Consider the following 25,011-nt stretch of genomic DNA (forward strand, 5'->3'; position numbering starts at 1 on the left):
AAATTCGACTTTAGCCATGGTTTACATGATGATGAATACTCCCGCCACTTACCTCTGCTCTCGCTTCGGTTGAAGTGGGGGTTTCTGATGTCTCAACCTGTTTTTTCAGGATGCTTAACCTCAGTGGAGTTGACACGTTGATGGCCGGGTTGCCATCCAACCCCTCTATCCCATTCGCTTCTTGTGCGGAGACGTTTGGGAATACTTTGCGCATAATGTTCGCCGCTCCATTTACATCGGCATTTATTAGGCCTTTCGCGCTCTGGTACAGTCCGCGGCAGATTCGCTTTCCGAGGAAAGAACCTGGCCTCGCTTCGTCATAACGCGGTAAGGGATCTTGGTCCAAGAAGCTCGCTTTCGAGGTGTAAGCTTCTTCGGTCAGGATGACCGCTATCCCCTGTTCTTCCGCTTTATACCGGATCATGCTGATCAGCATCTGATGCGGGATATGACAGAACGACTGATTGTTTCGCCTTCCCATAACGGCTTCTTGCTTCCATCCGTCGTTATGACCGATGACGATGGTGCTCACCTGTTGTTCCACGGCCATTTTGACGATGTGATGACTGGCTTTGTGAAACAAGTCTTTGATCCGGCGATGGCGCCTCAGATGCAATCGTTCCAATCGTTTGGACGTATGCACGCCTTCTCGTGGTTTCTTGCCGTGACGGAGAATCCCGGTATAGTGCGCTTTCATCTTGTTATAATATTGATTGATCGCTTTGACGATCTTGCCCTTCACGACCATCGGTTTCGAACCGGTTGTCGTGACGATGGTTGCAAGATTGTCAACGCCCAAATCAATCGCCAGCACATGTTCTTGCGCTGCTTCCTTTTTCTCCCTCGGGCAAGCGAAAATCATTTCGACCACATAATGTCCATGGCTGGGCACTACACGCACCTGCATCAACTGGCCGACGATCCGGCCTAGCTTGCCGATGCCCAGCTGCAGTTTGGTCTTAGGAAGCTTTAAAAATCTTCCTCCTTTGATCACACAGTCCTGATTGGAGAACACGACTTCTTTCGCTCTGCCCCGTGCATAACCCGGAATATGAGGTTTTCCCGTGTACTTCTCTGGATGCTTTCGGTAATCCTTCATGCTGGAGAAGAACGCCTTCCAGTTTTGGAATACGACCTTCATGATGCCTTGACTGCTCTGCGTGGGGAGTGCGCGATAATCGGATTGCTCCATCACTTTGAACAATGCGTCCAGGAGGGGATAAGACACAAAAGGCTGCTCCTGCGAAGGCAGATCAAACGGACGGGAACGATTCTTCTCGCTCCGTCGTTCGTTCATCGCACCGATATGCGCTGCCAGCGTGTCCATGACTTGTTGCTGCAATGGCTGTAATCCCTCTTGCTTCTTCCATGCAGTAAAAACCTGCCGGATATAAAAGTTCGTCGTGTTATACAGGTTTTTGGCGTTCTGACACGCTTCATCCAGGTAAGTAAACAATCGATGACCCGGCTTGACACACACTTGATAGGTCCTGTACAGTGACTTGGCATCTGGCATGACTTTCACCTCCTCCCCCATTTGAAATGCGAATATACGTTCCCTTTTATTATATCGCTACTAAGGGAGGAAGGAAAGAACATCTTGCTGGTGTATTCAAGAAGTCGCCGATTCACCTCGCCACTTGCAGAAGTGGGAGTACTCCCGAGAAATTGATAGAAAAGGTTCGTTACTTTACGTTCGAGCGGCTCCAAATCTTGAACCCACGACGCCGCTTCCCTATCATCTGTTTCGCCTTTGGAAGAACAAGCAAGGTAGCCGATGCGCTCCAGAGAGCCGGCATGCGTACCTGTGTCCGTGCCTGTGTCCGTATCCTTGTCCATTTCACGGTTCAACACGCTTTCTGCCGGATTGCCCCATTCTTCTTCCGGTTCACTCATCCATTCTTCCTTGAACGATAGGTAGAGGTTATCGACGGTTCCCTCAGGTTCAGGTTCATTCCCGGTCAATAGCTTGGCGGCATATTCATGGAAACAAACGCCGACTCCCTCCATTTTGCGCAAAGCAGCCGCCACATGCATTCCACCCGCTAACTCGCCTGCCTGCCGATCCGCCAGCAATTCCTGCACTTGGCTTATCTTCATGTCCTTTCGATGGAACCACGACATGTACCCCTGCATCATCAGCAGCGGAGCCATTAGCGGAAGCACGGATACGGAATATTTGTCATGGCAGTGATCCAGTTCCTCGTGAATGCCCGCAATTGCCGTCCCGATTATGGAATATACGGGCATAACCTTTCGCATGTATCTCAAATCCCCGCCGGCCACATGAGCGAGCTCATGATGGATGACGGCACGCAATTCGCTTGTTGTCAGATATCGGAGCATCGGAAGGCTGATGATTAGGCATATGCCGGATACGGTGCCGTTCAAAAGGCGCAGCGGACTGTCCGTCACCATAAATTCGCTGGTCGCGTGAAGGGCCACCCTGTCCGGCATCGGGCAGCGCGCCTCCCGGCAGCATTCACGGATGAGCCCGAATAGTCCCGGCTGATATTCCTCATCGATCAGCAAAGCCGGTTCCGTCTCGGGAATCGGGCGGAACGTCAGATAGACTCCATGGCAGATCATGCAGGCCCCGACATACAATCCACGGCCAAGTCCCCATGACATGTAGATCACCAAGACTGGAATCAGGTCAATGGAACAATAAAACAATACAATCCATATACCCGCCGCCCCGATAAGCAGCAACAACAGCGAGGCCGGCATGATCACATAAACACCAAGTGCATAAATCGCTGCAGTCCGTCTTTGTGAATGAAGCGTCGATCGATCCGGATTCATACATCACCGTTTTTTAAATTTTACAATTTATTATATTAAAAATAATTATTGACATTTTTTCATTAATATACTATATTGAAATCGCGGCACATAACGATACACAACAAAGGAGGTTACTTCTTATGACAATGTCTGTACCTGCAGGGCCAACATCTGGCGGAGGAGTCAGAAGGTTTTTCACTGCCAAGAAAGCGGTTATCGCCAAGAAATAAGATTGGCCTCGAACACCCGAGCTCCTCGGGTGTTTTTTACTGAAGTTTTTTATTTTGCACGCACCCCGGTTCGGGCATTGATGTTTTCGAATCGTCTGCGGAAATCTTGAAACAACGCGACATAGGACCAATGCGCGCCGTATTCGTTCCGAAACTCGCTAGTTGTCTGCGCGAATCTGCCGTACATGCGATTCAAATACTCGTTATCCTTCAATGCGTGGAAATGCATGTGGGTTACCGGAACCTCTGCGGCATTTAATTCCTCGATCAACGCCTTCCAGCCCGAATAAAACAGCTTGCCGAATCGGAACTGATCGAGCAGGATCACGGAACCGACGAACGCGTCCGACGGATTGTCGAATTGGCGGTCCGGGGTACCGATGCAATAACCGAGTACACATACGATCTGTCCGCGCGCTTCCCCGTACAGGACCCCGCCGTTTTCTTTGTAGGTCAATATCTCCAGCAGGATCGACGAAGGATGGAGAAGCGGATTCATCATATTGCCGTGCCGGACGAAAAATTCGGAGATCCGGTACCACTGCTCGTCCGTTTCACACTTTTGGATTGGAATGGACATGCTCTTTTCTCCCCAGTCTACGAATCGTCTGCGCATAACGAATCAGGTCGCTTGCCGAAACGCGGTATACATCGAGCATCCCGCAAGCCCTCTCCACCGTCTCCTCGCGGCCGGCGAACTTGCCGAACAATTTGCGGTAAGTGGCCTTCGGCGAGGCGTAAAACGTAACTTGGCGCACTCCGGCATCTATGGCCCTGTCCGCCAAACGAACCAAACCGTCCGCGAACAACCGGCTGCCGCGATGCTCCTGGGTGCAAAAGGCGAGCAGCACTTCCATGTTCTCCACATCCGTATACTCGCCGGTGTCGGTGCCGAGCGTGCTCACAATAACGGCAATAGGCCGATTGTCAGCATCCCGGCAAAGCAGCGTATCTCCCTGCTCGATGGCGAGATACATTGAACCGATGACCGTCTCAAACGCATAAGGCAAGCCGAGTTCATGGCGGTGGCTCAAAATAAATAAAATCGCTTCCGTCCAATCCTCATCGGATTCGCCGCAAAGCTTCCAAGTAAACATCGAACGCTCTCCTTCCTTTCATGCACAGAATAAACCCGATATGCCGATCGAGCCATACCTAAAAAGAGGTATTTATTCGGTGATATGCTTATACACGCCGATCGAAAGCAACAACCAAGAAGCGCCTGCGAGCATGCCGCCGAGTACGTCACTCGGGTAATGAAGCCCCATATAGATACGGCTTACTCCGATGCATGCAACGAGCAACACGGCTGCCGCCACAACCGCGATTTTGCTTGCCCGGCTCCGCAGATATTTCCAAAGCGCGTATGCAACCGCACCGTACAAAGCAACCGCCGCGACGGAAGACGAGCTTGGGAAAGAAAATCCGGCCTCCTCGGCCAACCTGTGAATGTCCGGCCTTTCCCGGCCGAACGCCGATTTCGAAGTATAACCGATCACCGTGGAGCCCCCGACAACGGCGATGAATAGAAACAATTGTTTCCGATGGCCGAAAAAAACATAAAACAGGACGATCGCCGCTAGCGAAAGCACGACAACCGGTACTGTGGAGCCGATCCAGCCGAAGCCCTCCATCACGCGGGTCCATCCCGGCGATTCCCAACGCTGGACAAGCGAAATGACGTTTTCGTCGAACGCGGACAGCAAATTCCCTTGGATAGCAAGCGCGACAAGGCCAAACCCGGAGGCGGCCAGCAAGCTAAACACATAGATGCGCAACAGTTTCAATAGATGCACATTCATAACATTCATCCTTTCATCCTTAGTCATAAGAAACGGACTCTCTGTACCCCAGGAGTCCGTTCCGCTAAAAACTTATTCCAAACCTTGCGGGTCGATCAGTCAATCAGCTTGGCTTTTATTAGCAAACGCTGCACAATAGCGGCCGTTTCCGCTCTTGTGATGTCGCTCTTCGGCAGAAGCCCCGCTGCGGAACCTTGAACCAGCCCGGCCTTAACCGCCGCCGCGAAGGCTTCCTTTGCCCATGCGCTCACCGCCGCTCCATCCGGGAAGCCGGCCAATACAGCTGCTGCATCCACGCTTTCCAGGCTCGTCTGCATGCCCGCCGTCTTTGCCGCCCGCATGATCATCGCAGTCGCTTCTTCTCGCGTGATCGTCTGCACTGGACGGAACGTGCCGTCCTCGTAGCCGCCCACGATCCCGTACTCGCGGGCTTTCGCCACCGCGCCGGCATACCAGTCGGCAGCCTTCACGTCCGTAAAGTCCGCGTTCACTTCTGCTCCGTTATCGCCCAGTCCGAGCGCGCGGACGAGAATCGCCGCGAATTCCGCCCGCGAAATGGCGTTGTCCGGTTGATAGCGGCCGTCGTCGGTTCCGTTGACGACCATCCGCGAAGCCATGCCGTTCACGGCGTCCTTCGCCCAATGTCCTTCAACGTCCGCGAAGGCGGCTGAGCGACCGATCAGCGCAAACGTGCCGTTCGTCAAGCTGCTCACAATCGCAACCGGCTTCCCGTCGCGCATGACGATCCGCGTGGGCACATGGTGAACCTTCCCGTTCGCGTCCAATAAAACCGCGGTCGTCACCTTGCTGCGATCCGTGCCTTCCGGCAGCGGAATTTCCCGCTCCGTGTAAGAGGCGAATTTGTCCGCTATCGCCGTTTTGTCGCCGTGCGAAGGCGCCGAAGCGGTAATCCGCATATCGACGGTCGCCGCCGTCACAACGGAGAAGTTACCTTGCTTCGAAGCCGCGTCCAGGAGCGCGGTCTCCGCTGCATCGCCCTTCGCTACTTCGATGCGAATGACCACATCCGCAAGCGGCACGTTCGCCCCGAGCTGCCCGGCCAACCGCTCGATCCCGATCTCCGCCGCGGGCAGCATAACAGCCCCGTCAGGCGTCCGAATTTCGAGGACGGCCTGCTTGTTCGCCAGCGCCTTCACGGTGTCTCCGGCGAGCGCCGCCGTTACATTGTCCGCGCTGCGCGTAGCGATGACGGCGACGAGCGGCTTGTCCTTCTCCAGGGCAAGCTGCGTAGCTAATTTGGCTGCGTCCACGGTTACCGTGAACGTATGGCGCCCGTTCTCCTCGACAGCGGCCGAGACGCCCATTCGCTCCTGCTCCTTGCCGTTGATCAGGATGCGAAACTCCTGGGGTTTGACCGCGCTGCTCGGGGGATTGCTAGGCGGCGAGCTATTGGCCGCGGAAGGCGGTGTCGGCGAATACGTGCCGGAATCCCGCGTTACCGTCACCGTATACGTCTTGGTTGTTATGCCGTCGTGCGCCGTTACCGTCAACTGCACCGTGTTGCTGCCCACGGCGAGCGGCAGCGGCGGGGATGCCGCGCCGTTCGTCAGTACGTGCGGGCCGCCCGTCGTCGTCCCGTTCAAGTATACGCTGGCCGTCACCGTAGCGTTGGCGTCCGCCGGCATCGGCGCCGCCGTAATGGAGCTCACGCTGTTCGGCACATTCGCCGTGTACGCGGTCGTCTCCGGCGCAAACGCCGGGTGTAGCGTGACACCCGGCAGCGTCAGGCCGCCCAGGCTCGCATTCGTACCAATCCACTCGGCGTAAAGCGTCACGTCCTCGGCTTTCATCGTCACTTTGGCGCCCGGAGCATAGTGCGTTCCTTTGCCGTCCTTCCGCGTATTCCACCCGCCGAAATTATATCCCGTCCTGACCAGATTACGCGTGTTTTCCTGAATCACAACTTCGTTGTCGGGATCGTACGCTCCATTGTCCTCCGGTACGTTCCCCCCTGTGCCGCTGTTGCCGTCATACGTGACTGTGTATTTCAGGGGGGACTTCAAAATCGTGCCCCTATTCCCTACAATGACGAAACTTCCTTTGCCGAAGGCGATTCCCTGAAAACCTCTCGCCATCCCCGCCGATGACGCGGTCCAGTTTGTCCCGTCGGTTGAAATGAATATCTTATTAAAATCGATCGCCGCAAATGTCCCGTTGCCATAAGCTATGGCATAGGGCGAGTCATCGATATGCTGCGCTTCCCACTTTGCCCCGTCCTTGGAGAGCGCCATGATTCCTCCTACGTTATCCGGCAAAGACCCCAATGCCACATACATGCCGTTACCGTAGGCAACTCCAGATAGCTGGCCGCTATCGATTTTTACTGCATCCCATTCATTTGAGTTATTAGGAGTTACAACATAAGCAGAAAATTCATATTCCCCAACAGCCACATACCTGCCGTCAGCCCCATAAGCAACGCCGGAAAAACCGTAGCCTGCCAACGACTGCGATTCCCATACCGCACCGTCGCGGGATGACAAGACGACTCCCCTTCCCCCTACGGCCGTAAATGTTCCTCCGCCATAGGCGACGCCGGTTAAATAAACATTGTCATCCACCGTATGATCCTTCCAGATTTCCCCGTCCACAGAGGTCAAGATCGCACCCTCGTCTCCAACCGCCACGAACATCCCTCCGCTCGAAGGTCCGCCGTAAGCGACTGCTCTAAGATAACGATCGGTCCCCGAAAGTTGATCCTTCCAATCCGTCCCGTCATCGGACGTCATAATGATTCCGTCCGCGCCAACCGCAACGAACTTGCCGTTGCCATAAGCAACGCCGAACAGGTCGCCCCTTTCCTCAGCCCCTTCCTGGATGCTCCATTCCGTCAAATCGGCAAGAACGCCGGCTGAAGCATACGCAGGCAGAAGTCCCGCAAGAAATACAAGTATCGATACGATCGTCATCCAACGTCTAAATTTCATGTTTTCACCGCTCCTTATGATTGAATAAGCTCCGCCCGGACGCGCGCATCCGCGATCATTTCCCATTTGGGACAGCCGTAATAGGCGATTTGTTTTTGCGTCATCGGGTAACGCCCGCAATTGAAATAACGCCAAAACTTCGAATCGTAGCTCATGCATCTTCCCGTATCTCGGTCGAGCAACGGACAATGAATGGCCGTGCAGCAGCGCGAGCACGTATTGCAATCCTGGGCGCCGGTCTCCCACGCTTTTGTTAGGCGCACGATCCCGGTGTCCGGGCCCGACATCGGACGGGCCGTAAACGGCACCGTAAACATGCCCCTGTAATTCTTATCCGTGAGCCAGCGGAAGCAAAGGGAGTAGAAGTGGAACGTCCCCTGAAAAAACTGCTTTTGGTACTTCCAAAAACGCCAATCGCGGAAATAAAAATAACTGATCAAAGGTCCGACGATATAGCCGCTTAACCCCAAAGTAAGCGGGAGCGACAGCGAGACAGCAAGAATGACGAACCGCGCGAGCGCCCAGCGCAGACGAAGTATCATATGATTTCCTCCGAATCGATTTACGATAGATTCCAAAATCCGAGCAGCCCGGCCCAGTTTCCAATCAAAAAATGGGAGAGGCTGACGCCGAGTAAATTGCGGTGCCGCGTATACATCCAACCCCACAGCCAACTGGTTGCCAGCGCGGCGACGCCAAGAGCGACGGACGTGTGCAGGTGCATCGCGCCGAACAGCAGCGAGGTCACGATCACCGCCCAGAAGGAGCGGCGGCGTCCGGGAAGCAAACGGTCGATCGAGCTTTGCACGACTCCTCTCGCAATGAACTCTTGAAGCGGAGCGACCAATAGATAAGTGACATAAGTCCAATCGAACAGGCCGAAGTCTATCCATTCCGTTCCGCCGAACCCGCCGTAGCCGCTTCGGACCCAGAGCCATTTTCCGGCTGTCATGAGTCCGATGGCGGCAAGCGAAATCCATATGCCGCTTGCGAACGCCCGCCGGCTTCCGGCAAGCGTAAGGCCGAATTGGGCCAGCGACTGCTTGCTTCGATAGATCATGCCGAAAATAACGCCGATTGCGATGGCCTCAATGCCGCGAGTTACGAGGAAGTTAGTTTCCGCAAGCTGCGAACCTTGCAGAAAGTTGCCGTGAAACAACCGAATCGCGAACGCGTACAAGCTGATGACCACAACCGTGCTGATAAAAATAAAGCCGAGCCCGCTGCGAATCTTGTTGGTTGCCCGGAGCTCCTCGTTTGTGCGCTCCAAATCCCGGTAGGACATTTGCAGCCGATCATACAGCTTGGTCAGCAGCACACCGAACAGATCGGGAAACCGATGCGTCAGCTCGTCGAACTCCCGCTCACGCAATCGGAACAACACCGTATGTCCGCATGCTTTCGCCGCCGCCGAACGGGGCTTGCTCATCAAGAGCGCCAGCTCCCCGAAATAATCGCCTTCGCCCAGACGGGCGAGGAGCGCGCCGCCTTGGCTTTCCTTCACGATATCGACATGCCCTTGGTCGATCAGATAAAACGAATCGCCCATTTCCCCTTCGGAAAAAATCGTCTCGCCATCCGCATACTCCTTGCGCGCGACCCGTTCGAGAAAAACGTGCAAATCGCGGCGCTCGGAGATCGGAGTACCGCCATCCACCGACAAAAACAAACGTAAAGCGCGACTTTCCAGATAGGGATGGGATATCGCTTGAGCACCCATAAGAAATCACTCATCCTCGCAACGTGCATGATGAGTCAGCATAAACGATAAACGACCGCCGCATCCATACCCAAAAAGGGGTATTTTCCGAATCAATGCGGCTTCCAGGCTACCGACGACAGGGGCGGTCGTGACAGTCGTATAGTTGACCGCGCTCCCAGCATTGACCCCGCTCGACTCGCTTTCGGCTTCATGGAAAACGGACTCCCATCGTTTGAGAGTCCGTTTCCCGGAAGTAAAGCCTAATTCGGATCTTGTTCGTCCGTGAACTGCACATGTCGCAGAAGATTACTGATCATCATTACCGTTTCCGCGCGATTGGTTAATGCCTGCGGACGGAACGTCCGATCGCCGTAGCCCTTCATCAACCCAGCCTGGAGCACGGCGTCGAGCGCCTTCCGTGCATAACCGCTGATTTGGCCCTGATCCGCCAAACCTGCCGAAGACAAACCTTCGGCGCTGGCGCCGTTTTCCGATTGTACGTATGCCAAAGCTCTGGCCAGCATGACGGCCGCTTCTTCGCGGGTGATGTTCCGATTGCCCCGGAACGTCCCGTCCGTATATCCGGTGATGATCTTGGCTTGCATCATCGGAGCGATATACCCCAAGTACCAGGCGTTGTCGCTAACATCCGCATAGCCGGAGCCCTCCGCTCCTTGTGCAGCCATGCCGAGCGATCTCGCCAGAATCGCAACGAACTCCGCGCGCGTTACGTTATCCGACGGACGGAAGCTGCCGTCCGGGTAACCGGAAACGATCATCCGGGTACCTAACCGGCGAATCTCGGCATTCGCCCAGGAACGGGCGATGTCGTTAAAATCGGCGGCTTTCGCGGCGACGACCGTCAAGATCGCCTGATGATCTGTTTGCACAATTGCGGCTTTTTTGCCGTTCGCTGCGATAATTCGGGTAGGGACCGGGTACAGCTTGCCGTCTTTGCCGACGGCAACGCCAACCGCAAGGTTAGCGTCCACGGATCCCGGAATTTCGATCGCTTGCTTCAAGTAAGTGCCGTACAGCCGATCGAGGCTGTAGGTTTTGCCGGCAATCTCCGCTTTCATGGAAACTTCGATCGGCGATGTGACGGCATTCGGAATCCGAATATCTTTTCTCTCCGCAAGCTCCACCCATAGCTTCCCTGCCTCCACGTCCTGAACGAGAAGGCCAAGCGAGTCCGCAATCATGCCCGGCGTGAACCGCTTCAAGGGCAACTCCAGGTCCAATCCTTCCGCCGCCAAGCCAAAGCCGTTGCCCGGATGATCCGAACGAATCCGGCTCAGCAAGGCCATGCTTAGCTCCACGCGGGTTTTCCCGCCGTCGACCGCGACGGGAACGATGTAGACAAGGGCTGTTTGCGCCGAGTTTAACATCTTGGCGATGTCCTCCTCGTTCACGCGAACGATTCGCGCCCCGCCTGACTCCTCCGTTTGGACGGAAACGCCGGCGATGCCGGTTTGTCCGCCCGACAACGGAACCCGCCAGGAGACTTGCGGTTGTTGCGGCTCTTGCGGTTTCACTTCGCTTCCCGGTGCCGGCTTGGATGGAGCGGCCGGGCCGATGTTTGAATTTCCGCTGCCCGCTCCGGGATCTGGATTCGGGATGAATGCCCGCTTCGTCACGTTCAGCTTGTACGTCCGCTTGTGCTCTCCATCAGGCGCCGTTATTTGAATCAAGATTACATTGCCGCCCATTGTCAGCGCCAATTCGGCCGAGGCTGAGCCAGAAGCCGGCGCCGCTTGCCCGATCTGAACGATCGCATCGGCATCCGCCGCAGATGCTGAAACCAACAGCTTATCGACGCCCGAGCCTACCGTCATGTCGTAGTTCATCGTATCCGGCTCCACCCGGATATTGCCTTCGCTTGTCGTCAGAGCTCCTAACGAGGCGTCGGCGCTCAGCTTGACGGTTACCCGCGCTTGTACTGAATGATTTTCGTAGGTAACGGTAATATCGCTCACCCCGACGCCTATCGCCTCCACCTTGCCTTGCTCGTCCACAACCGCAACGGCAAGGTTCGAAGAAGCATAATGTGCGGCTGCCGTGACGTCCCGCCGGTCGTCGGCGCCATAAACCGCGGTTACGACTGTGGAGTGGGAACCCCCTGGCTTCAAGGTATACTCGTAAGCGTCAAGCTCCAAAGTCGACACGGGATCGTATACTTGCACAAGCGTGCTTGAGCTGCTGCCTTCGTATAACGAATTCCCCGCGTAGCTGGTCGTAATCGTGTAGCTGCCGATCGGCATAGGCCCGATCTCGACGGCGGCTTCGCCGGAAGCGTTCAGAGAAACCGTCTGCTGAAGCTCAAGGTTCTGATCGCCGCGGAATTCGAGGTCTCCCGCAGGCACGCCTTGTCCCGGCGCTTTCGCCTCAACCTTCGCCGTAACCGTAAACGGTTGGCCGTAGACCACCCTGGTCACGGACGGCAGAACGGTCGCTGTTTGTGCTTTATTTACCGTAACGTCAACTCGGTTGGACTGGCCGGGCTGGTTCATATCGTCACCTGAGTACACGGCGGTGAAGGTATATTCTCCGAGAGGCAGCAGTTCTACCGTATACTCGGCCTCGCTGTTCCCGTTTAACGGAACCGTTCCGATCGCTTCGTCGTCGCCATTCTTAAACGTCACTTCGCCTGTCGGCGCATCGTCGGAAACGATTGTGGCTTTCAATACAACCGGTTGCCCGTATACCGCTTCGGTCACCGAGCCAGTTAAAGTAAATGCAGCCGTATGCTGAATAATCGCCAAACGATGCTCCGGCGAAACGCTGCCGCGAAACGAATCGCCACCCCTGTATTCCGCCGTTATGTTGTGATCCCCAAGCGATAGCGACTTTGTTTTGAAGCTTGCTCTGCCGCCGGCATCCAGGCGCTCAATGCCTAACTCCGCGTCGTCAGCCTTGAAGACAACTTCCCCCGCGGGCACTCCGCTCCCCGGGGCCTGCACCGTTACGGTTGCCACAAGCGTTACTTCTTTCGTGTACACGGCGGACGGCGCGGTCCCCGACAAAGTAATTTCCGTGTCCGCCTGAACTACCGCCAATTCGGCCGCTTGCTCGGCTGCGCTCGCTTCATGGCTGGCGCTGCCGACGTATTCCGCCGTAACGCTATAGACATTGACGGCCAGATCGGACCGACGGATCGTCGCCGTGCCGCTTACCAGCTCGGCCGTCCCCAGCACATCGGCGCCGCTCTTGAAAGTGACCGTGCCCGCAGGCGTGCCGCCACCGGGCGCCGCCGCCGTTACCATGGCCGTTAGCGCAACGGTTTCGCCGTAAGCGTACGATGGGGCGGAGGCGACAATAATCGTGCGCGTCGCCGCTTGACGGACGTCGACCGATGCCGAGGCTGCCGAAACGCCGGCTCCATAACGACCGTCAGACGTATATTCCGTAATTACGTTATGGGACCCAACCGCCAAGTCCGAGATGGTCAACGAAGCCTCGCCTCCGCTCAACTCGCCGGTCCCCAGCACCGTCGAACCCTCCTTGAACGTGATCGCGCCGGTCGGCGTACCGGTGGCGGGCGCCACGGCCGTCACCTTCGCCGTGAACGTCACCGGCTCGCCATAAACAGCCGCGGATGCCGAAGCGGATATCTCCGTCTCGGTTGACGCTTGCCCGACGGTCACCGTTACGGACTCCGCCGTCTCGCTAGCGGCATAACCGTCGTTGCCGGCGTAGGCCGCGCTGACTTTGGCGGTGCCGACCGGCAAGCTCGTCAGCGTCAGCGTCGCATTGCCGCTGCCGTCGACGATCGCGGTGCCGAGCACGGTATCGCCGTCCTTGAACGCGACGGTCCCCACAGGCGGCGCGCTGTCCGGGTCGATTGCCGCGACGGCGGCCTTGAACGTCACCGGCTCGCCATAGACGCTAGCAGTCGCCGATCCGCTCAGCGAAACGGACGTCCGGACCTTGCTGACGTCATGCTGCCAGACGTTCGACACGCTGGAGGCATGGTCCTGACTACCGTTGTATACCGCGGTGAGGCTGTGCGTATCCGCCGTCAAGGCTGACGTCGTCAGCTCAGCCGTGCCGTTCGACAAGGTTGCCGAGCCAAGCGTTACCGCGCCGTCCTTGAACGTCACGGTACCCACCGGCGTCCCGAAGCCCGGGGCCACGACCGTCACGGCGGCCGTCAGCGTCACCGGCTGACCGAAGACGCTCGCATGCGCCGAACCGGTCAGCGCCGTAGTCGTCGCCGCGGCATGCACCTTCTGGATGAGCGCCTGCGATACGCTGGCCGCAAATTCGCCGCTGCCGCTGTACTCGGCGATGATGCTGCGATCACCTGCGGGCAGAGCGGCCGTTTCGAGCGTCGCCGTGCCGTCGTCGCCCAGACTGGCCGTACCCAACTCCGCGGCGCCGTCCTTGAATGTGACCATGCCGGTCGGCTTGCCGCTGCCCGGTGCCGGCACGGTCACCGTCGCGGTGAAGGTAACGGATTCGCCGTTGTCGCTCGGATTGTTCAAGCTGGTCACCTGGATTGCGGTCGCCGCGGCATTCACAGTCTGGCTGAGCGCGCTTGAAGCGTCGGCTTCAAAATCGTTGTCGCCTCCATACTCCGCGGTGATCCGGTGCATGCCGACCGCAAGGCCGGGCAGCTCGATTGCAGCCGTCCCATGCTCCAGCTCCGCTGTACCCAGCACGGCGCCACCTTCCGTGAACGTCACCGTCCCGCTTGGCGTCCCGCTGCCCGGCTCCTTCGCGGTCACATTCGCGGTCAGCGTCACCGGCTGGCCCGTTACGCTGGGATTCGCGGAACTGCCCAAACCAACGTTTACCGCCGATTTATTCACCGATTGCGCAAAGTCCGCCGTACTCCCTTTGTAATTCGTACTGCCGCCAAATTCGGCACTGAATTGATGCGGTCCAACCGGCAAGTCCGTCACGGTGAACTCGGCTTTCCCCCCGCTTAAATCCGTTTCGCCAAGCACGGCCGTACCTTCCTTGAACTTGACCGTGCCCGTTGGCGTGCCGCCCCCCGGCGCCACGGCCGTTACCGCTGCCGTCAGCTTAACCAGCTGGCCCGACACGCTTGGATTGGCGGAACTGGTTAGCGTCAATGCGGTCGATGCCGCGCTCACCGTCTGGGAGATCGCATTCGAAGCGCTGGCCCCGTAACCGCTGTTGCCTCCATATTCCGCCGTTATGCTATATGCGCCTACGGGGAGATCCGATACGACAAGCTTCGCTTTGCCGCTGCCGTCCAATACTGCCGTCCCTAGCGAGATCGCGCCGTTCTTGAACGTAATCGTCCCTGACGGCGTTCCGCCCGGCGCCGCGGCCGCGACTTGAGCCGTAATCGTAACGGCTTCCCCGAATACGGTATTGCTGGATGAACTGGAGACGGTAGAAACCGTCGCCGCCACCTCCACCGTTTGCTCCAAAACAGCCGAGGCGCTGGCCACATACGCCGTACTTCCTTCGTAAGTCGCCGTGATCTGATGATTCCCGGTGGCAAGGCCGGATGTGGCGAACGTTGCCGTTCCCCCGTTCAGCACACTCGTCCCCAGCACGTTGGCGCCGTCTATGAATGTCACCGTGCCCGCCGGCGTCCCGCTCCCGGGAGCAACAGGCGCGACCTTCGCGGTGAACGTGACGGACTGCCCGTATTTGCTCGGGTTGGACGAGCCTGTCAATGACGTTGTCGTACCCGAAGCTTGCACCTTATGCACGTAAAGCACCGATGTTCTTGCCGCAAAATTGTCGTCTCCCTTGTAAACCACCGTTAAGGATCGATTGCCCGGATCAAGCGAGCTGACCGCGAACGTTGCCGTACCGCCGCTAAGCATGCTTTCGCCAAACTCCCACATGCCTTCGTTAAGGGTCACTTTGCCCGTTGGCGTTCCGGTCCCCGGTGGTCCCGCGACCGCAACCGATACGTTGACGGACTGGCCGTAAACGGACGGATTCGGGCTCGTTCCGGTAATCGTCACGGTGACCGGTTCTTTATTCACATTCAGCTGGTAATAGCCGATCATCGTGCTTCCAAGATACCCGCCGCCACCGCTATATGTAGCGCTCAAAAACTTGGTGCCCGAACTATGGAAAGTTAAGCTGCAGCTGCCGGCTCCGCCTACCAGCGTCGCCTGGCAGCTTTCAGTCCCGTCGCCGACCGTCACGGTCCCGTTCGGTTTCCCGTTGCTGGGCCACTGCCCGCCGACTTTGACCGACACGTTGACCGATTGCCCCTTGTTCACGGGATTGGCGCTTGCGCCCGTTATGTCGACAAACGTCTCCGCCTTGTTCACGCGATGTGTGCCGAAGGCAGCCGTTGCCGTGTCGAATTCCCAGTTCCCGGAATAAGCCGCCGATACGGGAAAATCCCCGTCCGCAGGGAATGTTATAGTGCAAGTGCCCTTTCCATCGTAGTAAATATACGCTGTGCAGCTCTCCGAACCGGCGTTTATTTGCACGGTCCCCGTGGGATTATCCGATAACCACGACACTCTGGAGGCTACTGTAACATTAAACGTAACATCCTGTCCCGTTATCGACGTGCCGACGCTTTTTTGGATCGAGATGACGGCGTTGCTATCAGGGTATTCATAAGCGCCGATGTCCGGCTTTCCGTCGCGCAAGTATCCTCTCTGGTCGATGTTCGGCACGCCTGTCGTCTTGCCCGCGTCGATCGCCGGACTGCCGGCCGGCAACGCGTGGGTATAGCCTATGCCTTTATTTTCGGCTAGAGGCTTAAGTTGCGGATCCGCCGTCGAAACGATGACGCCGGCTGGAATTCCCTCCGATACCGAAATCATATTGTGGCTTCCGTTTACCGTCGCTCCGCTATTCTTGTTGGCGTCGCCATTGATATTGGAGGCGATTGCGTTATTCGTCAGGTTAGCCGTGCCTTGGTATACATAAAGCGCCCCGCCGCTTGACGAACCGTTCTCGTTGAACGCAACCGTATTGTTGACCAGGGTCGCCGTTCCTTGATACACAAAAATCGCGGCACCAAGACCTGAACCGCCTGCATTGCCCCCAATCGCTTTGTTCGCCGAAAGCGTGCTATTCGTCATCGACACGGTGCCGCTGTATTGGAAGATGGCGCCGCCCATTCCTCCGCCTCCGCCGCCGCGTCCTCCAATATGTAAGCCGGAGGCATCTTTTCCAGGGTTTTGCCCATTGCCGGCTCCGAAGCCGCCGCTGCCCGCAGTGATGGTTTTGGCGCAATATCCGCTCAATTGGGTCGCACCTCCGCCTCCGCCTCCGCCTCCAAAACCGCCGGCACCGCCGTCGCCGCCGCAGCTGTTGGGATTGTCGCCGCCTCCGCCGCCTCCGCCGCCGAACCCCCCGATTCCACCGGGGTATGCGGCAATAGACAGCCCCCACGTCCCGTATCCGCCGAAGCCACCGCCTCCGAAGTCCCCGGCGCGTCCGCTGGACAAGAAGCTGTAATTGTTGGGTAATCCCCCTTTTCCGTACATTCTCGCCGTATTATTGCTCGTGTCCGCCGGAGACATTTCGCCGTCCCCGCCAAGGCCGCCGCCACCGCCGCCTCCGTCATTGCCTGCGTATGTGCCGCCGTCTCCTCCTCTAGCGATGTTATTGGTCATCGTGACCCCGCTTAAGGTGAGATTCCCGGCATTATAGACTGCACCTCCAAGCCCGGCCGCGCCTCCGCCGCGGTTGCCGCCGTTCCCGCCTTTGGCGACGCCGCCGCGCAGCGTAATATTTTTCAAGGACAAGGATCCGCCGCTTTTGACATAAAAAAAACGCATGTTGGCAGCTCCGCTATTGCGCTCGATGACCACTTTCTTGAGCTGCTCTCCGGAAATGGTAATGTTCTTGGTGATGGCAAAAGCTGACGGTCCGACCGAAACGTCACCGACGGTTGCAAGCGAAATCACCTGCCCATCCAGGCTGGAATCGAACGTTATCGTCGTTTGTGCCCCGCCCGAGGCGCAATCGCCGCCCGTACTGTCGCCGCCCGCCTCGGCGTTGCCGATCGCTTCCCGCAAGGTGCATCTGCTATCTCCCGCAACCGCCGAATCGGCCGTACTGTTGACCACGATCGTGCTTGCCGCGAACGCGGGCTTCGCCCATCCTTGCACCGCCCCCAAGCACAATGCGACACAAACGAATACGTGCCCGATCTTACGAAGCAAATGTAATTTCATATCGATTGAAAATCCTCCTTCTGCCGGCGTCGGAAGACACCGATGATGGCTTGACAGGTTAACTTCAACAAGCAAAACATCGCTTCTGCAAGCGATGCTCCATTTGCCCCCGTCCTAAGCCCCCGATTTTGTTAATGCAGTTCATTCTTTATGCTATTAAAAGATAAAATCGATCGTTTCTCCATACCTAAAAAGGGATATTTTCTTTGGTTTTCTAGGTAAAAATACAAAAAAAGAACGTATCCCGCTCGCGGGGGATGCGTTCTTCGGATAAGTATGCAATCTAGCTTGCGGGCAGACATGAGCCGGGCATCGATCGATTGGAAAAATAAAATGATGACGGCGGCTCCGAAATACATGCTTGTCCAGCAGCTTGTATGCAAAATGGAACGGGAGATCGGGAAACAGCCGCTGCACCATCTTTTCGCCGAACAACAGTTGGCTGACCAGCAGCGAAAATAAATAGATGCCGCTGTACAAATACGTTTTTTCCCGTCCTCGCAGGAAGTAGAAGCTGAAATGGTATGTACCGAACATGCCCAAAACGAGTACGGCCGCAATGTCGGTACCGATCTGGATCCCTTCCAGTCTCGCAATATCGCCGTGCAAGCCGAATTGAACGGAGTTGGCGATTCCCCCGGTCACAAACTCGTAATTGGCGACCTGTACGACGATCTCAACCTCGCCGTTGCTTACTTGAAAAAAAGCGACATATGGCGTATTGCCAGGCATATGGGCTTCGTCGGTTGAGGCGGGAGCGCCGCTTCCCCCTTCAACCCGTCCGTTGACGTAAAGCGTATGGGCCATGCGGATGCTTCTTATTTTGATGCCGAAGATCTCTTCCCGTTCGCTGGCCTTCACTTTAAGCCGGTACGTCCCGAAGCCTGTCCTGCTCATTCCTCCACCCGCGTGTTTCCCTTTCCACGTGCCCGGCACGGTAATATAGGAAACCTCCGGATGCTTTCCTTGATGAATCTCGGAAGGAGTCAGCAGCTCGCCCTCGTAAAATTCCCATTCGCCATCCAGATTAACGACACCCTCGTTTCGAAAATCCCATGCGGATAAATCCAATTGGCCGTGCTTGGCCGACGGCATATCCCGGCTTGGTGTCGTTTGGCTATAAAAAAAGGCATAGATCCCGACGGAAAGCACGAAAATGAGGACAATGCCAACTAGCTTGCTGTAATTCACTTGACTCAAAACATAGTCCCCTTCCGCATTTTAAAGCTAACTATATCCTATCATCTTTGTATCACAAAAAACTCACAAGCGGAATGCCATCAACGGACAAGGGCTGTCCCAAAAAGCCATAAGTATGGCTAAGGACAGCCCCATTAACTTCTCCCCGTTAATAGATCGGCATGTTCACGTGCCCGCCTTCCGTTGCGGCCGGGTCCTCCGCCGTAGGAACTCGCACCAACAAGACCTGAGTATTCGGGATAAAATCATCGGCCAACGGGCCGTATAACGTACTGCGGAAGCGGCCTGCGCCCGTTACTTCGAAGAAATAGGTGCCTTCCGTATAATTGTCGCGGCTGCCGGGCAGCCATTCGTGAACGGGAGGGCCTTGAGGAAAGGTACGGCTGGTTAAAACGCCAAGCAGTTCGTCGTCTGTTCCGCTCCAATTCCGTATTTCGTATTCGGCGGAATAAACGTTCAAGCGGTGCTCGAAATCTCGGTAAACATGGGAGGTGGACGGGATGATGCGTACCGGCGGCTGCAGATTGATTTGCTCGTTCAAAGCTTCCACTTTGGCCGCCAATGCCTGTACTTGACCTGACAGTTCGGCAATTTGCGCTGCTTGGGACGCATTTTCCGCGAGAAGGGCGGACAGATCGGGAGAAGTTCCCGCTGGTCCGGCTGGACCTGCGGGACCGGCAGGACCCATCGGGCCTTCGGGGCCAACCAAGCCTATCGGACCTTGGGAGCCAACCGGTCCCATCGGACCTTCCGATCCATCCTTGCCGGCGGGACCTTGCGGTCCAGGGACACCCTGATCGCCTTTGTCTCCTTTCGGTCCGCTGACGTTCCAGCGAAGTACTTGCTCATTTTGCCCGCAGCCTTGTTCATTCATCGGCAGGATTCGGATATCTCCGTTCTTTTTTACGCATGCTAGAACGATGCCGCTCTGATCCTGAGACGACGCGTAGGCTCCCATGCCCGCTATTGCGAGTATAGACGTAACGATCAATGCCGCCGCGATTACTTTATTCCGCAAGCTCCAAATCATTCCAACCACCTCTTCCGTTATTTTCGAAAAAACACCGTAACGCGCTTCTATCGTGAACTATCCTATCGAAAACTACCTTCCACTCTCAATGCCGCTTGAATGCCAAAAGATGAAAGTGTGGATTTCGACAGCTTACGGATGAAATCGCGCATACGGAGTTGTTTTCAAATAGCGGCCGGCCGGAACAACAGCTCCGCAAGCCGGCGTATTCCTTTGCGCAAATAACGGTAATAGGTCGTCATCGGCAAGTTTAACCGGGCTGCAACCGTTTCGTGGGAGCCGATTTTTTGCATGTATGCTAACTGGAGCAACCGGGACTGCTGGCTCTCCGCCTTGCCGCCTTTCGCCATCCAGCCCAGATATTGTTCGACGGCGCGGCGAAAGTCGGCCGCGGAACGTACGGCAATCGGGTCCGCGGCATATAAAGCGATACGGCCCATCAGCTCCGAATGCCGTTCAAGCTCGCCGAACCGCAGCAACGCCTCCTTCAGAAGCGCATCCGTACGCTGCTGCTGGTAATCGCCGGTTCCTTCGATTGCGGCACGATGCTCCTTTGCCTCGCCGGGAACGTAGCGCAAAGCCCTAAAGACAAGCCCTCCGGGGGACGTCCAATCGTACTCGGGCAAGGATCGAAACCCGAACGATTCAAACGCGCCGGAAACTTCCTCGAAAGGCATCATCGTAAACATGCGCTTGGTACGAAGAAGGGGCAATAACGTTCGGCGGACGAAAAATCCGGTCAGCTTCGGATCCATCGGGGGCGAGGTCGCGCCGATCCAGAACGAAACGTCCGCAGGCTGTGCGACCCAGCCTTGCCCCGTCAAATATGGAGCGAACATCGGGTTGTTCAACAGGACCGGAACGGTTCGATGATCCAGCGGCACCAAACAAGTGAATGCGACCGGCCGTCCATACCGGGTGATGACGTTTACCGACTCGGGAGCGGCCTCCCATACGGCTTCCAAATAATCGTGCTGGCGGGAATCGTCGCAACGGTGAGGAGCGAGCATGAGTTGGGCTTCTTCGTACATGTGCCGAAGAAGCGGAAGCTCCTCCCGGGCAGCTCGCCGCAATTCCAGTCCGGTATCGTCGCCCCATAAGAAATAAATGCGCACGAACTCGTTATCCGTCAAATAAAGGCGCTGCGCGTACCATTCCGCCCAACGGCTATCGTCCGGGTTTGGCGGAGCGAGGCGTTCGATCGTTTCCGCAGCGCGGGAAACCCAGGTTCGTACCGGAAAAGAAGGCTTTTCCGCCGCGTTCGACCGCAGCCAGTCCCTTACTCCGTCCACGACGCGCCAGCCGCCGGAAGGCAAGGAACTGACCAGCGAACAGGAGCATAGTTCCCGGAAAACGCCGTCATCCACCTGGGTCCCCATGATTTCGTTCAAAAGCTCGTGATCGAAAGTCCATACGAAGGAAGCCGCGTGCAAAAGCCGCCTGCACGACGAGGACATATTCGCCGATTCCAGCAAACGGCGCTCTATGGACCTGGACAGCGCAGCCCGGCCTGGCTGGGACAACACCTTTTCGCCGTCACGTGCAATCGCGTCTAACACCATGGACAAAGCAAACGGTACGCCGCCGCATATTCGATCGAGCACATTCAAATACGCGGGGTCGCTTACGCCATGCAAGGCGGCCAATTGCAGCCACTCCGACTTGTGCAGCGGACCTAGCGGCTCGTTCAGGACGACCCGCGACCATTCCGGACTCGACAGCCACATTCCCTTGAGGGGCTCTCTACCCGCGCTGCATATTCGGACTTGTTCGGGCAGCTGAGGAAACCACGATTCCAGAAGCCAGCGATGGATCGTTTCCCAGGTTTCCAACCCGTCCAACAATAAAACGACGCGGCCGTTGCGCTGCGAAAGCTCAGAAAGCGCCTTCAAGGAATCCGCCGCCGAGCCGCAAGGCAGATCAAGTCCTGCATGCAGCAAAGCGGACTGAAGAAGGGCCAGGAAAGAAGCTGTGTCGCGGATTCCGGATTGTCCGTCAATATAAAGAGGGACGATTCGTTCGGCCGTTTCGGCGAACCAACGAAGCAAGGTCGTTTTCCCAATGCCGGGAAGACCGTAAACATGCAGCAGCCTCCATTCTGTGCCATCCGGTCCCAACATGTCCTGCATGATCTTGCGTTCCGCCATCCGGCCCGCCAGACCATGAAACCAAGCCGAGCGAAGCAAATGTCCAACTGTCCCCATTCCGATCTCCTCCGATCGAGATTGCTCTCTAAACCGATTTTATCAAAGGCACTTTGACGGCTACAAGAAAAAAGAAAAGGAGAGGCAACTGAGGCCCCTCCTTCGATCTATTTATACCTTCGTTACACAAACACATCCAATAGCAAATCAACCGCCCGATCCGCGAACACGTCGACGCATACTTGAACCGGAGCGCCAACGGCCGGCCTGCGGCGCAAATCTGCGACCGTCATGCCGACGCAAACCTTGCCTTCGCACTCGACCGACAGGTTCATCGTTTGGGTGCGCACGATGCCGGGCTCGACGGCGACGAGCATCGTGAGCGGATCGTGCATCGGCGCGCACGCGTGAAAGGCGTTGGACTCGCGGTAAAAACCGTAATAATATTGCATGGAGCGATTCATAAAGCTCACGATTTCACGGTTTTCCGGCCTGCATGACCGCTCCAGCCAATCAAGCTGGGATTGATGCAGCAGCGTCCGCATCGTGACATCGAGTCCGACCAGCGTGATCGATAGCCCCGATTGGATGACGAAGTCCGCGGCTTCGGGGTCTCCCCAAATGTTGGCTTCGGAAACGGGAGTGACGTTGCCCGGCACCGAAACCGCTCCGCCCATAATATACAGATGCTTGACCTTGGACGGCAGATCGGGGTCTTTCTTTAACGCGTGCGCGATATTGGTCAGCCTTCCCATCGCGACGATGACGAGCTCATTACCGAGCTCGCTTGCCGTGCGGACGATAAAATCTTCGGCCGATTCCGCGATTTTACGTTGCGAAGATGGCGGGAGCTCCACGTCTCCGATGCCGTTATGGCCATGCACGTTCGTCGCAAACCCTTCCAATTCTCGCACAAGCGGCCGCGCCGCTCCCTCGCTGACCGGAATTTCGTGCTCGCGGCCGGCCAGCTTCAAGATGCGGAGCGTATTGTCGGTAGCTTGCTCGACGGGAATGTTGCCGAATACGGTCGTAATTCCGACAATATCGGCTTTGCCGCATTTCAGGCCGAATAGTATCGCTAGCGCATCGTCGATGCCGGTATCGGCGTCGATGATAATTTTCGGATGTTTCATCTAGCAGCTCCTTCGTTCGCAAATGGTGTTACAAACCGTTCCACTTCTTCTTTCGTCGGCATGCCGTCCTGCGCGCCGAACTTCGTCACCGCCAGCGCCGAAACGGCGACGGCGAATCTGACGCCGTTTCCAATTTCCTCTCCCATGGATAGCGAGTAGGCCAATCCGGCGTTGAACGCATCGCCGGCGCCGGTCGTATCGACAACGTCCAGACGGTGGGCACCGATATGTTGCAGGCGTCCGTCCCTCTGCTTCCATGCGGCACCCTTGCTCCCGAGCGTCGCAACGACGAATTCGGGGCCGCGTTCGAGCAGCGCGTCCATCGCCCGCTCCAAACCTTCACCGCTCGGATCGCTCGGATCGATACCGGTAATCGCCAGCAGCTCGGATTGGTTCGGCGTAATATAGCGGACTTTGCGAAGAATGTCCGCGGGAATGTCGCGTGCCGGGGCCGGATTCAGAATGACCGGGATATCGTGCCGGTGCGCGATGTCAACGGCAGCCGCAACGGCTTCCATCGGAATTTCAAGCTGCACGAGCAGGATCGACGCTTCCGAGATAACGCTGCTCCAGGCGTTGATGTCTTCGGCAGTTAACGTTCCGTTCGCGCCCGGGACGACAAGAATCGTGTTATCGTCCGGGGTGAGCGTAATCGAGGCGATGCCGGTTGCCGCGGCGATCGTCTTCTTCATATGCTCGGTACGAACCACGTTTGCTTTCAACGATTCGAGCAGGCTTTGCCCGAAGCTGTCGTCGCCCACGGCGCCAAGCATGACGGTTTCGCGCCCGAGACGGGCGCACGCAACCGCTTGGTTGCCGCCTTTGCCGCCGGGAATAAAATGGACCTCTTGCCCGAACAGCGTTTCGCCGCTTGCCGGAAACCGTGATGACCGAACCACGATGTCCATGTTCAGGCTGCCGACGACAACCACTTTTCCTTGATCCGGCTTCACGACGCATCCTCCTTCAGCAGGCGGCTCATCAATAGCCGGACAAGCCGTTCCGAATCGACGTCGAGACATACATCCACGTTCGCGTCATCGGCGAACGACGCGATCGTTTGTCCCGTCCTTGGCCTATGGTCGTACTCGACCTGCACGCTCATTTTTTTCGTCTTCACGAGACTGCGGTCGATGAGCAGCGATACGGTCAGCGGGTCGTGCATGAACGTATGCTCTTCCTTGGCATAATCGAACCAGCGCTTCATCATGTCCGCAAGCTTCAGATTGAGTGGATCACTCGACCGGATCAGATCTTGTCTTTCCTTCTCGGTAATCCGAACCTTGAGCGTAACGTCCAGCCCGACCATCACGATCGGCGCCCCGCTGCCGAATACGACCGACGCGGCTTCCGGATCACAGGCGATGTTGTGCTCCACGACGCGCAGGTCCGCCCCGTTATCCCCTAGCCGGGTAACGCCGCCCATCAGCACGATTTCTTTGACGTTTTTCGCGACAAGCGGCTCGCGGATGAGGCTAGCGGCGATATTCGTCAGCGGCCCGATCGGGATGATCGTAATTTCGCCGGGATTGCTCATGACCGTATCGATGATAAAATCGACCGCGTGGCGGGAATCGTAGGCAAGCTCCTCGCCCGGCTCGAGCAAACCGTCACCTTCATGGCCCGCCATCCAGACGGGACGATTGCCGAGCAGCGACGGGTTCAGTCCGGCGAGCACCGGCACGTCCTTTCTGCCGGACAGTTGAAGCATCTTGCCAACCATCCTGGCGCGCAGGTCCGAATCGCCGTAAACGGTCGTGACGCCCTCCAATTTCAGCTCCGGAGACCGTAAAGCCAGCGCGATCGCCAAAGCGTCGTCGATATCACTTCCGATATCGGTGTCGATAATGACACGATTCATTATTTCCATGATGTCCATCCTCTCCCGGAATATCCTATA

Annotated in this window: 15 protein-coding genes; all 15 read right to left on the reverse strand. The window is 56.9% G+C overall.

Translation table 11 applies throughout. From position 1 onward, the window contains the following. Nucleotides 1-10: 10 nt before the first annotated feature. Nucleotides 11-1,516: an RNA-guided endonuclease InsQ/TnpB family protein gene (locus AC0LWM_RS11390; RefSeq protein WP_474675053.1), complete on the reverse strand. Its 1,506-nt coding sequence runs from the start codon at nucleotides 1,514-1,516 to the stop codon at nucleotides 11-13. A gap of 5 nt (nucleotides 1,517-1,521) precedes the next feature. Continuing rightward, nucleotides 1,522-2,730 (reverse strand): M48 family metallopeptidase, encoded by a 1,209-nt coding sequence (locus AC0LWM_RS11395; protein WP_474675054.1) that lies wholly within the window; start codon nucleotides 2,728-2,730, stop codon nucleotides 1,522-1,524. Nucleotides 2,731-3,066: 336 nt separating this feature from the next. Next, nucleotides 3,067-3,597, reverse strand: coding sequence for a hypothetical protein (locus AC0LWM_RS11400; protein WP_474675055.1), 531 nt, complete (start codon nucleotides 3,595-3,597; stop codon nucleotides 3,067-3,069). Beyond that, complete coding sequence (locus AC0LWM_RS11405) at nucleotides 3,572-4,114, reverse strand: hypothetical protein (RefSeq protein WP_474675056.1); 543 nt, start codon at nucleotides 4,112-4,114, stop codon at nucleotides 3,572-3,574. Before AC0LWM_RS11405 ends, AC0LWM_RS11400 begins: the two co-directional genes overlap by 26 nt. 72 nt (nucleotides 4,115-4,186) lie before the next feature. Further along, complete coding sequence (locus AC0LWM_RS11410) at nucleotides 4,187-4,819, reverse strand: phosphatase PAP2 family protein (RefSeq protein WP_474675057.1); 633 nt, start codon at nucleotides 4,817-4,819, stop codon at nucleotides 4,187-4,189. 95 nt (nucleotides 4,820-4,914) lie between these two features. Then, nucleotides 4,915-7,767 carry an S-layer homology domain-containing protein gene (locus AC0LWM_RS11415; RefSeq protein ID WP_474675058.1) on the reverse strand — a complete coding sequence of 951 codons (2,853 nt, stop codon included), beginning with the start codon at nucleotides 7,765-7,767 and terminating at the stop codon, nucleotides 4,915-4,917. Between the two features lie 14 nt (nucleotides 7,768-7,781). Continuing rightward, the gene (locus tag AC0LWM_RS11420; RefSeq protein WP_474675059.1) at nucleotides 7,782-8,309 is read right to left on the reverse strand and encodes a CxxCxxCC domain-containing protein; all 528 of its coding nucleotides are present in this window, start codon (nucleotides 8,307-8,309) and stop codon (nucleotides 7,782-7,784) included. 20 nt (nucleotides 8,310-8,329) lie between these two features. Then, nucleotides 8,330-9,487, reverse strand: coding sequence for a cyclic nucleotide-binding domain-containing protein (locus AC0LWM_RS11425; protein WP_474675060.1), 1,158 nt, complete (start codon nucleotides 9,485-9,487; stop codon nucleotides 8,330-8,332). Between the two features lie 242 nt (nucleotides 9,488-9,729). After that, the gene (locus AC0LWM_RS11430) at nucleotides 9,730-17,604 is read right to left on the reverse strand and encodes an Ig-like domain repeat protein (protein ID WP_474675061.1); all 7,875 of its coding nucleotides are present in this window, start codon (nucleotides 17,602-17,604) and stop codon (nucleotides 9,730-9,732) included. A gap of 156 nt (nucleotides 17,605-17,760) precedes the next feature. Next, nucleotides 17,761-18,795, reverse strand: a complete 1,035-nt coding sequence (locus AC0LWM_RS11435) for a 7TM diverse intracellular signaling domain-containing protein (protein ID WP_474675111.1) — start codon at nucleotides 18,793-18,795, stop codon at nucleotides 17,761-17,763. A gap of 157 nt (nucleotides 18,796-18,952) precedes the next feature. Next, nucleotides 18,953-19,834 carry a hypothetical protein gene (locus tag AC0LWM_RS11440; RefSeq protein ID WP_474675062.1) on the reverse strand — a complete coding sequence of 294 codons (882 nt, stop codon included), beginning with the start codon at nucleotides 19,832-19,834 and terminating at the stop codon, nucleotides 18,953-18,955. A gap of 164 nt (nucleotides 19,835-19,998) precedes the next feature. Beyond that, nucleotides 19,999-22,038: a hypothetical protein gene (locus tag AC0LWM_RS11445; RefSeq protein ID WP_474675063.1), complete on the reverse strand. Its 2,040-nt coding sequence runs from the start codon at nucleotides 22,036-22,038 to the stop codon at nucleotides 19,999-20,001. Nucleotides 22,039-22,160: 122 nt separating this feature from the next. Beyond that, complete coding sequence (locus AC0LWM_RS11450; RefSeq protein WP_474675064.1) at nucleotides 22,161-23,111, reverse strand: nucleoside hydrolase; 951 nt, start codon at nucleotides 23,109-23,111, stop codon at nucleotides 22,161-22,163. Beyond that, nucleotides 23,108-24,064 (reverse strand): ribokinase, encoded by a 957-nt coding sequence (gene rbsK, locus AC0LWM_RS11455; RefSeq protein WP_474675065.1) that lies wholly within the window; start codon nucleotides 24,062-24,064, stop codon nucleotides 23,108-23,110. Before rbsK ends, AC0LWM_RS11450 begins: the two co-directional genes overlap by 4 nt. Next, nucleotides 24,061-24,981: a nucleoside hydrolase gene (locus AC0LWM_RS11460; protein WP_474675066.1), complete on the reverse strand. Its 921-nt coding sequence runs from the start codon at nucleotides 24,979-24,981 to the stop codon at nucleotides 24,061-24,063. The genes rbsK and AC0LWM_RS11460 overlap by 4 nt, the downstream gene beginning before the upstream one ends. Nucleotides 24,982-25,011: the final 30 nt, after the last annotated feature.

The sequence above is a fragment of the Paenibacillus sp. sgz302148 genome (genome assembly GCF_056120465.1).

Excerpts from the sequence above, each read along its gene's own strand:
- AC0LWM_RS11450 (WP_474675064.1), bottom strand. The coding sequence starts at position 23,111 with ATGAAACATCCGAAAATTATCATCGACGCCGATACCGGCATCGACGAT.
- AC0LWM_RS11420 (WP_474675059.1), bottom strand. The coding sequence starts at position 8,309 with ATGATACTTCGTCTGCGCTGGGCGCTCGCGCGGTTCGTCATTCTTGCT.
- AC0LWM_RS11410 (WP_474675057.1), bottom strand. The coding sequence starts at position 4,819 with ATGAATGTGCATCTATTGAAACTGTTGCGCATCTATGTGTTTAGCTTG.
- AC0LWM_RS11415 (WP_474675058.1), bottom strand. The coding sequence starts at position 7,767 with ATGAAATTTAGACGTTGGATGACGATCGTATCGATACTTGTATTTCTT.
- AC0LWM_RS11460 (WP_474675066.1), bottom strand. The coding sequence starts at position 24,981 with ATGGAAATAATGAATCGTGTCATTATCGACACCGATATCGGAAGTGAT.
- AC0LWM_RS11395 (WP_474675054.1), bottom strand. The coding sequence starts at position 2,730 with ATGCCGGCCTCGCTGTTGTTGCTGCTTATCGGGGCGGCGGGTATATGG.
- AC0LWM_RS11430 (WP_474675061.1), bottom strand. The coding sequence starts at position 17,604 with ATGAAATTACATTTGCTTCGTAAGATCGGGCACGTATTCGTTTGTGTC.
- AC0LWM_RS11440 (WP_474675062.1), bottom strand. The coding sequence starts at position 19,834 with ATGATTTGGAGCTTGCGGAATAAAGTAATCGCGGCGGCATTGATCGTT.
- AC0LWM_RS11445 (WP_474675063.1), bottom strand. The coding sequence starts at position 22,038 with ATGGGGACAGTTGGACATTTGCTTCGCTCGGCTTGGTTTCATGGTCTG.
- AC0LWM_RS11390 (WP_474675053.1), bottom strand. The coding sequence starts at position 1,516 with ATGCCAGATGCCAAGTCACTGTACAGGACCTATCAAGTGTGTGTCAAG.
- AC0LWM_RS11400 (WP_474675055.1), bottom strand. The coding sequence starts at position 3,597 with ATGTCCATTCCAATCCAAAAGTGTGAAACGGACGAGCAGTGGTACCGG.
- AC0LWM_RS11425 (WP_474675060.1), bottom strand. The coding sequence starts at position 9,487 with ATGGGTGCTCAAGCGATATCCCATCCCTATCTGGAAAGTCGCGCTTTA.
- AC0LWM_RS11405 (WP_474675056.1), bottom strand. The coding sequence starts at position 4,114 with ATGTTTACTTGGAAGCTTTGCGGCGAATCCGATGAGGATTGGACGGAA.